Below are 16,787 nucleotides of genomic sequence, written 5' to 3'. Positions count from 1 at the left end.
CAAAAATGGAAGAAGATAATATTGCAGTAGGCTTAGACATAGGTACAACAAAGATTGTAGCCATGATTGGTCGTAAAAATGAATACGGGAAAGTAGAGATATTAGGCATTGGTAGAACCAAAAGTCTGGGGGTACATCGTGGTGTTGTGAACAATATAACTCAAACCATACAGTCTATCCAGCAAGCTATACAGCAGGCGGAAGCAAATTCTGGCATTGAAGTCAAAGGTGTCACCGTAGGAATTGCCGGGCAACACATTAGAAGTTTACAACACAGCGACTACATTACAAGAAATGATGTAGAAGAAGTGATAGAAGATGATGATATCGACAATTTGTGTAATCAAGTCCACAAACTCGTGATGTTACCAGGTGAAGAAATTATACACGTTTTGCCACAGGAATATAAAGTTGATGGCCAATCTGAAATTATGGAGCCCAGAGGGATGTCTGGAGGCCGTCTGGAGGCTAATTTTCATGTGGTTGTTGGTCAAATATCTTCGATCAGAAACATTGGCAGATGCGTCAAGAATTCTGGATTGGAGCTCAATGGCATGACTTTAGAACCTTTGGCATCGGCAAATTCAGTGTTAAGTCAGGAAGAAAAAGAAGCAGGTGTTGCCTTGATTGACATCGGTGGCGGAACTACAGATCTGGCCATTTTCAAAGACGGCATCATTAGACATACAGCTGTCATTCCATTAGGAGGTAATGTGATTACGGAAGACATCAAAGAAGGCTGTTCTATTATAGAAAAGCAGGCAGAATTACTAAAAGTGAAATTTGGCTCGGCCTGGCCTGGTGAGAATAAAGAGAATGAAATCGTCTCTATCCCAGGCTTACGGGGAAGAGATCCTAAAGAGATTTCGCTGAAGAACTTATCTAAAGTAATTCACTACCGAGCTGTAGAAATTATAGATCAGGTGTATCTTGAAATTAAAAATTATGGCCATGATGAACAGAAGAAAAAGTTAATTGCCGGAATAGTTATCACTGGCGGTGGAGCTCAATTGAAGCATTTAAAGCAGCTAGTCGAGTATGTAACTGGCATGGATACCAGAATTGGTTATCCCAACGAGTATTTGGCTGGTGAAACCGACAAAGAAATAGCAAGTCCACTCTATGCGACAGCCGTAGGGCTAGTGATGGATGGGCTGGAGCGCAAAGCCTTTGATAAAGCTGAGCGATTGGAACAAGAAGAGCAAGAACATATGGAAGCCACTGGTGAGCCAGCGGAATCGGCAATGAACTACAATGATGATGAAATCACAGAAGATTCTTCAGAACGGGATGAAAACAAAGGCATTCCAGAGCAACCCAATCAACCTGCTCGACCTAGTAGAAATGTGGTTGAGAAATGGTTTGATAAGTTAAAAGATTTTTTAGATAACGCAGAGTAAATAGTATACCAACCAAAAAATAATAATTATGAGCCAAGAATTCGAAAACATATCGTTCGACCTCCCAAAAAATCAATCCAATGTCATAAAAGTGATAGGAGTTGGTGGAGGAGGTTCCAATGCCATCAATCACATGTTTAGTCAGGGCATAAAAGGTGTTGACTTCGTGATTTGTAATACCGATGCACAAGCGCTGGAAAACAGTCCGGTTCCAACTAAAATTCAGTTGGGTGTTGATCTTACAGAAGGGCTTGGGGCTGGTGCCAACCCAGATATTGGTAAACAGGCAGCCGAAGAAAGTAGAGAAGATTTAAAAGGCTTACTGAGCACCAATACCAAAATGGTATTTATTACCGCTGGTATGGGCGGCGGTACGGGTACAGGGGCTGCGCCTGTAATTGCCAGGCTTGCAAAAGAAATGGATATTCTTACGGTTGGTATCGTTACTATCCCATTTCAGTTTGAAGGTCGCACCAGAAACGAACAGGCTCAGCTGGGTGTAGAAGAACTCAGAAGTAATGTAGATTCACTTATTGTGATCAACAATAATAAACTCAGAGAAGTTTACGGGAACCTTGGATTCAAGTCAGGCTTCTCTAAGGCTGATGAAGTTTTGGCTACGGCTTCTCGCGGGATAGCAGAAGTGATTACGCACCACTATACGCAAAACATCGATTTACGTGATGCTAAAACGGTATTGAGCAACAGCGGTACAGCCATCATGGGTTCTGCTGTAGCTTCAGGAACCAACAGGTCTCAAATTGCTATTGAAAAGGCTTTGGATTCTCCACTGCTGAATGACAATAAAATTAAAGGGGCGCAAAACGTATTACTATTGATTGTGTCTGGAACCGATGAAATCACTTTAGATGAAATTGGAGAAATCAACGACCATATACAAGCTGAAGCTGGAAATAGTGCGAATATTATTATGGGTGTTGGCGATGACGAAGGTTTGGAAGACTCCATTTCAGTTACGGTAATCGCGACAGGTTTTAATACTGAACAACAGGATGAAATCGTCAATACTGAAACCAAGAAGATTATCCATACTTTGGAAGACGATCAACGTATTGAGCAAAATTTATCGACTGGAAGGTTCAAAAAACAATCCTCTGTAGATATTCCACGTGCTCGACCTAAAGCTTCAGGATCTAAAGAAGATCCCAAAGTGGTTCATAAGCTTGATGTTGAAGAAGAATCTCAAAAAGAGATAGAAAGTGAGCAAGTGAATGTCAATAATTTAGAAGTTGATTTTGAGATTGTAAATGCTCATGACGACGACTTTGAAATTATTGAAGATAGTCCAGTAAAGGAAGAAGAAAACTCTTCTGGTATGCTGAGTTTTGATTTTTCAGAACAGGAAGAAGACGAGGACGATTCAGAATACATTAAGTTCCAGTCGACAAGAGACATAGAGGTGAACGAGCCAGAAGAAGTAAATGCTACTCAAAGCCACTCTAACTCTGAAGTCAAAAAATACGATTTGTCAGAATTTATGGAAGAAGATGAGCAAGCTTCACCTACTCCAAGAAAACCAAAAGTAAAACAAGTTGAGGAAGAGCCGGAAGAAGTTCAGTTTAAAAGGCGAACTGTAGAGCCATCGGCACCAAGTTCAAACTCAAATGAGGATATTGATCCTATGAATACACCGTTGTCTGAGTTGGCGTCTAGAGCAGCTGAACGTAAAGCTAAGATGAAACAATTCAACTATAAATTCAGGAACACCAATAACATTGATGAAATTGAGAAGCAACCTGCTTACAAAAGAGCAGGAATTGAACTGAGTCAGAATCGCAATGAAGGGAATGCTTTATCTAGAACAAGTGTAGAAGGAGATAAAGACAACTTAAATTTTAGATCCAATAACTCTTTTTTGCATGACAATGTAGATTAGAAATAACGATTTTATAACATGAAAAAGGTCAACAATTTTGTTGGCCTTTTTTTATGATTATAGTTTTATTAGCGTTTTTTAGAAGGATTTAGCTTCCAAGTAAATTATGTGAAATAACATGGGATTAACTTTATTAAGATACTATTAACTAATAACGCGTATAAATCAACTACTATTAATTTAGTTGTTAACTTAAAAAAACGTGCAAATCAGTTTTTATGGATAAATCAGAGTATTCTTAAATTTATAATTAACTGTTATTCAGTATGCTAACAGGTGTTAGTGAGTCAATACCGCTTTTATTAAGGAATTTTAACGTATTAGGCTTCTTATTAAGCCTCATATTCATTGGTCTATTAACCTAATCTTATCATTTTTGAAATGGCTAATTCTAATAAACAAAAACATGAAATTAAAAATTAATGGATTTTTGACGCTCTTATTTGCGTTGATGGTGCAAATTTCGTTTGCACAAACAAAAACTGTGACGGGTACCGTTACCGATGAAGGAGGTTTACCTCTTCCGGGGGTTAATATCCTTGTGAAAGGAGACTCATCGGGTACACAAACTGATTTTGATGGAAACTACACTTTAAGTGTAGAATCAGAACAAACCCTACAATTTAAATATTTAGGTTTTAGAACACAAGAAATCCAAGTTGGAGATCAGTCTACAATTGATGTTAGTCTGATTCAGGATAATGAAGATTTGGATGAAGTAGTAGTTGTCGCTTATGGTAATCAGTCCCGAGCTAAAGTTACATCTTCAATTTCGAACGTGGGTTCTGAAAGTATTGAGCAGGTGCCTATTGCTTCAGTAGATCAAGCATTGCAAGGTCTTGCTCCGGGTGTAAATGCAAAAAGTGCATCAGGACAGCCAGGTAGACGTGGAGATGTTATTATTAGAGGTAGAAGTTCTATAAATGGAGCAACAGACCCTTTGTATGTAATTGATGGTACGCCGGTAGATCCTAACACATTTAGGAGTTTAAATAACAATGATATTGAAGATATTTCTGTATTAAAAGATGCCTCTGCTGCTGCGTTATATGGTAACAGAGCTGCTAATGGTGTTATATTGGTGACCACTAAAAAAGGTTCTTTTAGTGAAGGTGTAACCTTTCAATACAGATCTCTATATGGTACTTCTCAATACCCAGATCCAAATTTCAGGGTGATGAATGCTCAGCAATATCTAACCTTTGGTAGAGATATTTTTGGTGGTGGTCCAGGCGTAGGTCTTACTGATGAAGAAATCAATGCTACTGCAAGACGAACCAACACAAACTGGGCAGATATTTTGTTACAGGACGGGCAAACAGTTTCCCATGAATTGACTATGACAGAAGGTAGTGATACGCACAGGTCTTATTCTTCGATGCAATATTATGAGCAGGAAGGAATTACCAATAGAAGTAATATTCAACGTTTTTCTATCAGAAATAATTTAGAAGTGAGACCTAGCGATAAGTTTGATTTCAATTCTAATATTACAATGAACTATTCTGTAAATGATTTTGTTGTAGATGCAGACAGACAATCTTCAGTTTTTGCAGATAATACAGGAGGTGAGTTAGACAACCCTTTTATTGTTCCTTATATTGGATTGCCAATGTTGAATCCTTACAATCCTGATGGTAGTTTAAATGTGATAGGAACACAGGCTTCTGGTGCACTTAATCCAGATGGATCTATCAGTCCTAACGGAGCAAATGGTTTTACTAATACACCTTATCTGGCTCTAAATAACCAAAGGTTTGATACTGACCAGGAAAGAGAGTTTAAAATTCTTGCAGCATTTAATGCCAATTATCATCTCAACGATAACTTTACTGTAGGTGCTAGAGTGAGTGGTGACTACAACAATGTTGAAAACTTAAATATAGTGAGTCCTTTAAGTACTAGAGGTTTAGTTGAGCCAGATGTAAATTCTCAATTGAAGGGATCACAAACTGAGGCTTTCAACAGAAGTTTCTTGTTTAACCTTAACCCTTATATTCGATTTGATAAAACATTTGATGTCCATACTATTTCTGCGTCAGTACACACAGAATATGTTTATACAAATATTCAGCAGGCTGGATTTCAGGCATATGGTTTGAATCCTAAACTTCCTGGTTCTGGTAGTGGATTTGCAGATGGTACTTTAACAGAGGATGATGGTGACGGTGGTGAAGCTAGATTTTACATACCAAACACTTTTTCATCTGAAGTTGAAGACGCTTTGTTTTCTTATTTTGGAACTGTAGATTATGATTACGATGGTAAATTTGGATTATCTGCTAACCTAAGACGTGATGGGTCTTCAAGATTTAGTGAAGAAAACAGATGGGGTACTTTTGGTTCTGTATCTGGTCGTGTGAATCTCCATGAATTAGATTTTCTCTCAGATGCACAAGATATTACAAACTTAAAGCTAAGAGCTAGTTATGGTGTTGTAGGTAACAGAACTGTAAGACCTGGAACTACTGGTTTTTATGTTGGTTTAGATCGAGTAAGTGCACTTACTGGTTACCAGGGGACCCCAGGTTTTGCGCCAACAGAATTAGTTGATCCCAACCTAGAATGGGAGACTACAACTCAGGCCAACATAGGTGTAGATTTTGGCTTCTTTAAAAATAGATTGAGTGGTTCTTTAGACGTTTATGATAAAAAAACGGATAATTTATTTTTTCCTCAGCCAGTCTCATTTTCAACTGGATTTACTACAGTTGAGTCCAATGTAGCAGAGGTTTCAAATAAAGGTATTGAGATTGGTTTATCATTTGATGTCATTAGGAATGATGAGTTAACTTGGAATGTATTTGCAAACGCAGCTTATAATAAAAACGAAGTAGTAGCGTTAGCAGAATCGGATTTCGTACAGCAAGGAAACACCGCATTACAGGTAGGACAGCCGCTTAGATCTTTCTTTTTAACAAGATGGGCAGGAGTTAATCCAGCTAATGGTAACCCACTTTATTTAGATATTGATGGGAACCTTACAGAGCAATTCAGCGATAATGACAGGGTGTTTTCAGATAAACAAGCCGATCCTTTATACACAGGTGGTTTTGGTACAAGTGCTAAATACAAAGGATTTGATTTTAACTTGCTATTCTCTTTTGCTGCAGAACAGTACAGAACAAATGGTTCTTTAGGTCTACTTGAAGATGTAGGTGCAGCTGCCTTTTCTAATCAATCTGTTGATATGTTAACAGCTTGGCAACAACCTGGCGATATAACAGCTATTCCAAGTATAAACTCTGGATCTACTAGACTTCAGGGAACAGACAGATATTTAGAAGATGCTTCCTTCTTAAGATTAAGAAACTTATCTTTAGGCTATAATTTTAGTCCTGAGTTACTTGAGAAAACCGGTGTATTCAAGAATGTAAGAATCTATGTTCAAGGAACAAATTTATTAACATTTAGTAAGTGGAGAGGATTTGATCCTGAGTCAACAAATACAGGCTCGTTTTTTGATTACCCAACCCCAAGACAGTACACAGCAGGTATCGACATAACATTTTAAAACATAAAACAATGAAAAGATTACATAATATATTTTTACTGTCGTTGTTCACTGTTGCACTTGTTGCATGCAGTGATGAACTAGACAGAATTCCAGTTGATCAAGCTACAGCAGATAGTGCTTTTCAAACCGTAGATGATTTAGAACTAGGATTGAGTGGTATATACGATGTATTTCCAGCTCCGGCAGTAGATGGTAGTATTTTAGACATTAATTCACTTCAAAGTGATAATACCAAGATTGGAGCGGACTCAGGAGGTCAAAAAAGAGATATTTTTAATTTTGAAGTGACTTCACAAAGTGCGTTTGTAGGAAATTTTTATTTGAGATACAACCGTCTGGCAAACAGGGCAACTCGCTTGATACAAAGTGCTGAAAGCATTGAGCCTGAATTGGGTGAAGAGCAGCGATACGACTTTTTATTAGGTCAGGCTTACGCTCTTAGAGGATATGCTTTTTATGAATTGATGCGTTTTTTCTCTCCAGATCTTTTAGATCCTAATGGAGTAGCCGTTCCTTACTTTGATGAAGTTCTTTTAAGTGGTGATTTCCCTGCGAGAAATACGGTTTCAGAAGTGAAACAAGGTATATTCAAAGATCTTGATATTGCTGAAGACTTAATAGGTGATAATGATGATATTTTTCGTACAAACGCAGATTTCGTACCATTCTTGAGAGCAAGAGTAGAATTAATAACTGGTGAATATGAGAATGTGCTTACTATAGCCGATGATCTTATTGCTAGATATCCGTTAGCTAACAGAGAACAGTATGTTGATATGTTTTCTGATGAAGATAATACCGAAGTTGTTTTTAAAAGAGAGTTTGTTCAAGCTGAAGCCAGAATTGGAGGAGCTTGGTACTTTACTGGAACTGGTGGTGCCTTTATTGAAATGTCAAATCAACTATTCAACACCTTGGATACACTTGACGTTAGGTATCAAGTTAATTTAGATGTTGAAGGCTCAGATCCTGAAGACAACCTCCATCTTATTGGCAAATATCCAGGTAGTGGAGGATTCAATTTCTTAAATGATTTCAAAGCTATGAGAATATCTGAGATGCATTTAATGAAAGCTGAAGCTGAAGCTAGATTGGATAGGCTTACAGATGCTGCCCAATCTCTAAAGACACTCAGAGATGCAAGATTTGAAGATCCGCAGGATTTAGAGGTTTTTGGTAATAGAACAGAAGCTCTTCAATCTGTTTTAGATGAAAGACGAATCGAACTAGCCTTTGAAGGTCATAGATTTATTGACCTAAAAAGATTTAGATTTGATATCAATCAAGGTCTTGTAAGAGATCCTTCAGATTGTATTGGTTCTGCTCCTTGTACATTAGCGACAGATGATTTTAGATTTACTTTACCTATTCCGTTAGATGAAGTTAATTCTAATCCTAACATTAATGAAAATAACCCAGGTTACTAAAACAAAGATTATGAAAACAATATATTTAAAAGGCTTGTTTTTGTTGTTGATTGCAGCTCTTATGAGTTGTGATGACACAGAACAGACTATTTTTGATAATGAAAACGGTACTTCATTAGTCAGTTTTACTGATGATACATCAAACCTAGAAGTCATAAAAGATGATGAAGGTGAAGTAAGTATTGAAATAGGGGTATCAACAGTTTCAGATCAAGATAGAACAGTAACAGTTCAAGTAGACGAAGACAGGTCTACTGCAAACCCTGAAAATTATGAGATTGTAAATCCTCAGGTTACTATACCTGCTGGAGAATATGTATCCGATTTAGTTGTGAGAGGTATAGATAATTCTGTAGAGTTACAAAGAGAATCCATAGTTCTTACCTTTTCTGCTGCAGAAGCAGATTTATTGTCTGAAAGTAGTCACTCGATTAGTATTTTTGAGATATGTCCTATTGAGCCTGATGCTTTTGCGGGTGAATATCAATTGGAACAACTCACGCCTATCAATCCAGATGACGGAGTTTTAGTTTTTGAAAATCAAACTGTCACTCTAAGCCCTGTGGAAGGTGCTAGTACTAAGAGAAGTTTTGAAGCAGTCTACCTTGAGGCATTGGGTATTGATCAACCAGCCACTGAAGTGGTCTTTGATTTGGTTTGTGACGAAGTTCTTGTTGACGAAGCGTTAGAAACTGGTCTAGGATGTGGAGATGGAACCATTACCTTAGGCCCAGGAAATGTTCCAGCTAGTTTTAATTTACTTGATGATTCATCATTTGAATTAACTCTTACAGAATATGTAACCGATGGAGGTTGCGGGGCAGCCCCTTACCAGGTAACATTTAGTTTAACAAAAGTCACAAATAATTAAGATATGAAAAAAGTATTAAGTTTAATTTTCATAAGTACTTTATTAGTAGCTTGTGATACAGATTATACAGACGGTAATTTCCCTAGAGATCTAGAGTCTGGATGGATAGAATTTGGAGCAACTTCTGCATCGGTTCCAGACAATAGTGAAGATGTAGAGGTCCCTGTTCTATTAGAAACCTCAACAAATAACGTCTCTGACGTTACTGTGGATATAGAAATTGAAGCTACGTCAGGATCACTGCCAAGTGAGTACCCAACAAACATTCAGGTAGTTGTTCCTGTAAATCAAAATACTGTTGATTTGGAGCTGCCTGTTATAAGTTCTGGTTCGGATTATACGCTTGAAGCTACGATTGTAAATGTAAGCAAGCCAAATGTAATTGTTGGTTTGGAAGGTAATCACCCTATTACTTTTGCGTTGCAAGTATGTAATACTGATATTGCTCCTACTTACAATGGTGCTGCAAGTATTGATGGTGATCAAATAAATTCGTTTGAAGCTAACCTAACTCCAGTAGAAGGTGAAGAAAATGTATATCAGATAGATTCAGCCTGGGGAACAAACTTTGTAGCAGAAGCAACAGGTGACCCTACTAACGATGGCATTTTAGTTTATTCTGGAACTTTAACTATCAATGATGACTTTTCAGTAGAAATTGTTGGAAATCAACCAGAAACTCCTGGTGGCTCAGGAACATATGATCCTTGTACTAAAACTTTCACTTACAGTTTATTACAGGAAGTTTTCTTACCTCAAGAAGAGGGTGCTGATCCTTTTGAAGTAGGAGTTGTTTTAACACTTCCTACAGAAGAATAAATTAAATTGTTCTTTATTTTAAACCCTGCCTTTAAGGCAGGGTTTTTTTATTTCCATATTTTAACGGATCAAGTTTTGTTAACAGAATCTTATTAATTAATTTCCCCGCATTAATTTTTATTAAAAAACAAATGAATCACAATTACTTGAATCGATTGGTGCTAATATTAGCAGTTTTAGTAAGCTTCGTAGCACATTCGCAAACAGAAAATCAAAAACAGAGAATTACTTCAAGGTATAACTCTTCATTGTTAAACCAGCTGTCTAGCCAGTTTATGTCAGAATCTCAGGCTCATAAACAAGGACTTGAAGTTAAGGCTAGACGACAAAATCTAGAACTTTCTTTAACCTTAGACAATGGAAGCTATGCAGAATTACAACGTATAGAAGGTGATGGCACTCCCATATATTACCAAACCTATAATGTAGATGCAGCACGTTCCACTAGAACAGATCATTTAAACATAGGAGGGTCTACAGGTTTCAATCTAGATGGACAGGATATGACCGCACACGTTTGGGATGGGGGGCATGCCAGAGCAACACATCAGGAATACCAGGGGGGTTCAAGTGGTAGTAGAGTTACTGTGATGGATGCTGATTCAGAAGGAGGTCTTGACCTTAATTTTCACGCTGGACACGTTACAGGTACTATTATGGCATCTGGAGTAGTTCCTGCAGCAAAAGGTATGGCACCACAAGCAAGTGTTGATTCTTATAAATGGAGTAATGATTTGGCAGAAGCCACAGCAGCTGCAGCAGAGGGTATGCTGGTGTCTAACCATTCTTATGGATTTAGACCAGATTTACTTCCAGACTATTATTTTGGTGCTTATATCGATGAATCCAGAAATTGGGATGTTTTACATTACAATGCACCAAATTATTTGATGGTTGTTGCTGCTGGTAACGATGGTACAGCCACATGGAATGGATCTCCTTTAGATCCATCCAATCCTCAATTTGATAAATTAACCGGGCACTCCACATCAAAAAACAATTTGGTTGTGGCCAACGGCATAGATGCTGATGTTAGTGATGAGGGTGAATTGATTTCAGTTTTGATAAATTCTAGTAGTAGTCAAGGTCCTACAGATGACCTTAGAATAAAACCAGATATAACGGGTAATGGAACGGGTGTATATTCAACATATGCTAATGGTGATGCTTCGTACAATTCGATTTCAGGAACCTCTATGGCATCTCCAAATGTTGCAGGTAGTGCGCTTTTACTACAGCAACACGCTCAGAAATTATTTGGAAACTATATGCTATCAGCTACACTCAAAGGTTTAATCTTACATACAGCAGATGATGCTGGTATGGAAGGGCCAGATGCAGTGTATGGATGGGGACTTATGAATACTAAACGTGCAGCAGAAGCAATGTCAAATAAAGACAATGGAGTCGTTATCAACGATCTGTCTTTATTTCCTGGTCAAACCTACGAACTTGAAGTAGAAAGCAATAATGTAGATGACCTTTTAGCTTCCATATCCTGGACAGATCCAGCGGGCGAAGCTACTTCAGATTTAAACTCGGATACAGCTCGATTAATCAACGATTTAGATATAGTGGTTGAGCAGGAAGGTTCTGAAAATTTACCTTGGAGACTTACTGGGGTGAACACCAATGAAAAGGGTAACAACTCAAGAGACAACTTTGAAAGAGTAGATATTGCTGATGCTTCTGGAATATACACCGTAAAAGTTACACACAAAGGTGAACTCACCAACGGTCAGCAAAATTTCACTTTGATTGTTACAGGCTTGAATTCAGAACCTGTAGTTTGTGAAGCTACACCTCCAACAGGTATTACAGTAGGCGGTTTAGATTCAGACTCAGCCTCTTTATACTGGGATAATTCTCCAGGCGGAGAATATGATTTTAGATATAGAGAAGAAGGATCAACCGAGTGGATTGAATCTTCCCTACAAACCAATGCTATAAATCTTGATGGTCTTACAGAGCAAACCACTTATGAAGTCCAAATTAGAACGAATTGTGTTGAAGAAGGTACACTTTCAGATTACTCAGAAACCTTAACTTTTACAACCGAAGAATTTGTATTGTCATACTGTAACTCTAGTGGTGAGACCACAGCGGATGAGCATATTTCAAGAGTAAGACTTCACGAGATAGATAATGAATCTGGAGCAGGCCCAGGTTATTCAGATTTCACGAATATTTCTACAGAGCTAGTTGTTGGTGAATCTTACACAGTTACTGTTAATCCAGAATGGAGCGGGACTGTTTACGATGAAGGCATTGCGGTTTGGATCGATTTTAACCTCAATGGAGATTTCACAGACGACGGAGAATTGGTTATGGTCAGCGAACCATCCACAGACAACGAAGTTAGTGGTACATTTACAGTGCCAGAAGGTGCTGTAGAAGGGGAATCTTTACGGATGAGAGTATCTATGAAATATGATGACATTCCTTCTTCATGTGAATCGTTTACGTGGGGAGAAGTGGAAGATTATTCAATCGTACTTCTGCCGGCCGGTAGCTGTAATTTATTAGCTCCAACTGGAGAAACAGAACAAACCTTCTGTGATGCTCCACTTTTAGGAGAAATCGAACTGGATACGCCAACTGTAGCTTGGTATAGTCAAGAAACAGAAGGTGAGCCGCTTGATGAAAATTATACGATCACAGATGGAGAGGTGCTCTATGCTGCCAATGTTGAGGGGGAGTGTGAAAGTACAGAACGTTTAGGAATTACAATTAATATTGGTGATGTAGAAGGGCCTACACCTACTCAAGAAGTTTTAGAAGATGTGATAGGAGAATGTGAAGTCACAGATTTAGTTGCTCCAACGGCAGAAGATAATTGTGACTCAGGTGAAATTACTGGAACTACATCAGTAGAATTACCAATTACACAAACAACAGTTATTACCTGGGAATTTGAAGATAGTTCAGGAAATGTGAGCACACAAACTCAGAATGTCGTTGTTGAAGATACAGAAAACCCTGTCATTGTTGCAAATGAGTCAATTGCTTTAGAACTTGATAATGATGGCTTAGCAACTTTATCTGTAGAAGATGTTGAAAACGGATCAACCGACAATTGTGCAATTGACTCTCAGGTATTGAGTCAAGTTGAGTTCAATTGTGATGATTTAGACAAGCAAGAGGAATTTACAGAAGTTACTTACACAGTGACAGATACAAGTGGAAATGAGTCTAGTGTAACTATTCAGGTGACGCTTACAGACCCAACTTCGGCTTGTTCATTAAGCTCAAGTGTTTTTGATAATGCAGAAGTTTCTGTCTATCCAAATCCTGTAAGTCAAACTTTATTCCTTGACTTAGGATCCTCTCAAATCTCAGTCGATAAAGTGACTGTTTACGATATTAGAGGTAAGCAATTAATGAGCATAAACACCTCTGGGAACAATACTTCTATTGATGTTTCGCCTCTGGCATCTGGAAATTATTTCCTAATTATGTCATCAGGAAAAGATACCTTAACTAAAAGGTTTATTAAGAAATAAGAATTTTAAATTATTTTGAAGTTTTAGAACCCGTATCCTTTGATGCGGGTTTTTTTATGTTTTTCTTTTTCTTCGGAATTTAATACAAGTCAGATTGATGTTATGCGATTGCCAGCTTAAAGCATTTTCATAAAATTTATGTAAAATCTTGAGATTTCGAATTACTAAAGGCCTTAAGTAAGCTTTCATTATTTATATTTATATCATCGTTAGGAGTGCCGAAAGGCTGAGAATACATCCTAGAACCTGAACTGAGTAATTACAGCGTAGGAAAACGAAACTAAAAATTGAAGAAACATCAATAAACCGTTTCGTGTATCCACATGAAACGGTTTTTTTAATTTATAAAACTTATGAAATCATTACAAGGCATTTACGCCATTACCGATGAAGTCTTAACCCCAAAATTAACCATTCTCCAACAAGTTGAAGAAGCCTTGGATGCAGGGGCAAAAGTGATTCAGCTAAGAGACAAATCATCCACAGATGCTGAGCTGGAGAACACTGCGAAAGCCCTGCAGCAGCTTTGCAGTAAAAAAGGAGCGACCTTTTTTATCAACGACCGTGTTCAGCTGGCCAGGAACATAGGAGCCGATGGAGTCCACGTCGGATTCAGCGATCAGACGGTGAGAGAAACCAGAAAAGTGGTCGGAGGGCAAATGCTTATTGGTGTGTCCTGTTACGGAGACCTGGAGAGAGCAAAACAAGCCGTTCAGGATGGAGCAGATTATGTGGCCTTTGGAGCTTTCTACCCTTCTAAAACTAAGCCTAAAGCTGATGTCGTTAGCAAGGAAGTGATCTCTGAAGCCAAAAAACAACTCGATGTTCCCGTCTGTGTCATTGGTGGAATTCATCGTGATAATATTGCCGAAATCGCCGCTTATCAACCCGACCTATATGCTTTGGTGAGTGATATTTTTGGTTCTGGCGACATCAAAACAGCAGTAACCGAATTAGTGAATAACCTATCAAAATCAGAATAACATGAAATTAGCTATAGAATGGTTTTTAAATCCAGACCACCTGCCTATCATTATTGCTCAGGAAAAGAGATATTTAAAAGACAATGGTATCTCCAATTTTGAATTGATTGTTCCAACCGATCATTACGATGGCCTTCAGGATTTAATTGAGGGGAATATTCAGTTGGCCACCAATGAGCCTTTGCATTTAATCGAGCAACACCATCCCGAGTTTCTTTCTTTGGGGACTTATTTTGAAACCAAAGGTGGAGTCCTCATGAAAACCGCCTCTTTTGAACTTTTAAAAAACGGCGGAACAATTCAGGTAGCCACTCCAGTCTCCAATGATAAAACCAACGGTATAGGCCTGGAAATTATAAAGCGATATGCTGCCAAACAAGGCGTTACTGTAGAAGCTTCACAAGTCGAATTTGTGGCCAAAGATTTTTATTTGGTCAAACATATGAATGAGGGAGCAGACGCCGGTTGGCTTTATTTTTATAATTTTGAAGGCGTCGAAGCAGAACACGAGAATTTAGAGGTCATTCATATGGACGCTGACTCCGCTGGTTTTGCCAACTTCTGTGCCTTAGACCTGTTTACTTCTCAAACTTATTATGAAAAGCATCCCGAAAAAATTGATGCTTTCGTCAAGGCTATTCAAAAGGCCATTGAATTTATAGAAACCCACCCAGAAGAGGCCTTTAAAATTTACTACACCTATATCAATGAAGAATCATCACCATTGATGGACGATATCTTAAAAGCCACTGCCAGGTGTTTTCATAAGGATTTTAAATCCTCAGCGGAAAAAGAACTACCTATCCTGCATTTTTTTAATGAAATCGGGATCACCAACTTAAGCGAAGACAAATTCAAAAACGCATTTTTAAATTAATAAAAAACCATTTTATGGATTTACAACACTATCTACAACAAGTAAAAGAAGGCGGACCTTTAGTCGAAGCCATTACCAATTATGTCACGATTACCGACTGTGCTAATATCTTACTAAGTGCAGGCGCCTCGCCAGCGATGTGTGAATCTGCTGACGAAGCTTACGACTTTACCAAACTGGCACAGGCTGTTTACATTAATATTGGTTCTTTAACTAAAGAGCAGGAATTAGCGATGCTGCAATCTGTAAAAGCAGCAGCCGTAGTGGATATTCCAGTGGTTTTGGATCCGGTGGGTTGTGGTGCGATTCCCAGAAGGATCGACTTTATCAATAAGCTCAGATCTTTTGGTAAAATAAGTATCGTCAAAGGGAATATTGGAGAAATCAAAACCTTAGCAGGTGCAGAAACACAAGTGAAAGGCGTGGATTCCCTGGACGATGGAGAAGATGCAGTTGAAGTTTGCGAGCAACTGGCCAAAGACTGGAAGTGCATCGTTATAGCTACTGGTAAAAGAGACATCATCACCGATGGGAAGCAAACTGCAACAGTAGATAATGGGTCTGAGATGTTTACCAAAATCACTGGTGCTGGATGTATGCTAGGTGCTTTGCTGGCTGGTTTTTCTGGCGCTAACCCCAAAGCTCTTTTCGAAGCAAATCTCACAGGTTTAATCACTATGGGAATTGCTGGAGAGAAAGCTACAAAACTAGAGAGAGGTCATCTGCCAGGCAGCTTCAGAAGCTACCTGATGGACGAAATCAATCAGGTGAATTTCAAGACCGATACTAAATTAGCAAACTACCAATTACACCAAGTATGAAACTGAACTGGTTTGAGGGAGTTGTTGAACAGGTAAATCCAATTATGGATGCTATTCAACAGCATAATTTCATAAAAGAATTAAGTGATGGATCTTTGAGTAAGGACAGATTTCATTTTTACATTCATCAGGACACCTATTACCTTAATACCTACGGAAAGGTATTGGCTAGCATTTCCACTCAACTGAAAGATCCGGAACAGTCTTCAGATTATATGCGATTTGCAAACGAAACCATTGCAGTTGAAAAAATACTGCACCAGGAATTTGCTGAAGAATTGAAGACATTTGAAGTTCCAGAGAAATCACCAACCTGCCAGTTATATACTGGCTTTCTTGCTGAAGTTTTTGAATACGATTCTATCGAAGTGAGTTTGGCGGCAGTGCTGCCTTGTTTTTGGATTTATAAAGAGGTTGGAGATTATTTGTTGTCTATAGCAGAATCAGGGGCTAATCCTTATCAGAAGTGGATTGCTACTTATGGCAGTGAGGATTTTTCAAACTCAGTAAAGCGAGCTATCGAAATCACTGAACATTACGCCCAAAAAACAACGCCAGAGGTCAGAACGCTAATGGCCAGGGCTTTTTTGAAAACAGCACAGATGGAATGGATGTTTTGGGACAGCGCCTATCGACAAGAAAAATGGCCTGTTTAACTTAACCCTATCAGAC

The 16,787-nt window shown here is 38.4% G+C and carries 11 protein-coding genes; all 11 read left to right on the top strand.

The features are described 5' to 3' along the window. Nucleotides 1-5 precede the first annotated feature (5 nt). The 11 genes from ftsA to LB454_RS07715 all read left to right on the top strand — a co-directional run bounded on the left by ftsA (nt 6) and on the right by LB454_RS07715 (nt 16,771). Nucleotides 6-1,400: a cell division protein FtsA gene (gene ftsA, locus LB454_RS07765; protein WP_224464100.1), complete on the top strand. Its 1,395-nt coding sequence runs from the start codon at nt 6-8 to the stop codon at nt 1,398-1,400. Between the two features lie 28 nt (nt 1,401-1,428). Beyond that, nucleotides 1,429-3,297, top strand: coding sequence for a cell division protein FtsZ (gene ftsZ / locus LB454_RS07760; RefSeq protein WP_262902773.1), 1,869 nt, complete (start codon nt 1,429-1,431; stop codon nt 3,295-3,297). A gap of 406 nt (nt 3,298-3,703) precedes the next feature. Continuing rightward, nucleotides 3,704-6,811 carry a SusC/RagA family TonB-linked outer membrane protein gene (locus LB454_RS07755; protein WP_224464099.1) on the top strand — a complete coding sequence of 1,036 codons (3,108 nt, stop codon included), beginning with the start codon at nt 3,704-3,706 and terminating at the stop codon, nt 6,809-6,811. Between the two features lie 11 nt (nt 6,812-6,822). Then, entirely contained in the window at nt 6,823-8,241 is a 1,419-nt protein-coding gene (locus tag LB454_RS07750; RefSeq protein ID WP_224464098.1) for a RagB/SusD family nutrient uptake outer membrane protein, read from the top strand. Nucleotides 8,242-8,251: 10 nt separating this feature from the next. Next, nucleotides 8,252-9,112, top strand: coding sequence for a DUF1735 domain-containing protein (locus LB454_RS07745; protein WP_224464097.1), 861 nt, complete (start codon nt 8,252-8,254; stop codon nt 9,110-9,112). Nucleotides 9,113-9,115: 3 nt separating this feature from the next. After that, nucleotides 9,116-9,931 carry a hypothetical protein gene (locus LB454_RS07740; RefSeq protein WP_224464096.1) on the top strand — a complete coding sequence of 272 codons (816 nt, stop codon included), beginning with the start codon at nt 9,116-9,118 and terminating at the stop codon, nt 9,929-9,931. Nucleotides 9,932-10,062: 131 nt separating this feature from the next. Further along, nucleotides 10,063-13,434 (top strand): S8 family serine peptidase, encoded by a 3,372-nt coding sequence (locus LB454_RS07735; protein WP_224464095.1) that lies wholly within the window; start codon nt 10,063-10,065, stop codon nt 13,432-13,434. A 353-nt stretch (nt 13,435-13,787) separates the two neighbouring features. Beyond that, nucleotides 13,788-14,417, top strand: a complete 630-nt coding sequence (gene thiE / locus LB454_RS07730) for a thiamine phosphate synthase (protein ID WP_224464094.1) — start codon at nt 13,788-13,790, stop codon at nt 14,415-14,417. Nucleotide 14,418: 1 nt separating this feature from the next. Then, the gene (locus tag LB454_RS07725) at nt 14,419-15,294 is read left to right on the top strand and encodes an ABC transporter substrate-binding protein (RefSeq protein ID WP_224464093.1); all 876 of its coding nucleotides are present in this window, start codon (nt 14,419-14,421) and stop codon (nt 15,292-15,294) included. A gap of 14 nt (nt 15,295-15,308) precedes the next feature. After that, entirely contained in the window at nt 15,309-16,115 is an 807-nt protein-coding gene (gene thiM / locus LB454_RS07720) for a hydroxyethylthiazole kinase (protein WP_224464092.1), read from the top strand. Next, the gene (locus LB454_RS07715; protein ID WP_224464091.1) at nt 16,112-16,771 is read left to right on the top strand and encodes a TenA family protein; all 660 of its coding nucleotides are present in this window, start codon (nt 16,112-16,114) and stop codon (nt 16,769-16,771) included. The genes thiM and LB454_RS07715 overlap by 4 nt, the downstream gene beginning before the upstream one ends. Nucleotides 16,772-16,787: the final 16 nt, after the last annotated feature.

It is taken from the genome of Psychroflexus montanilacus, assembly GCF_020164535.1.
Lineage (GTDB): Bacteria > Bacteroidota > Bacteroidia > Flavobacteriales > Flavobacteriaceae > Psychroflexus > Psychroflexus montanilacus.
The sequence above is the reverse complement of the archived record's forward strand: the minus strand, read 5'-3'. Positions and strand labels throughout refer to the sequence as shown.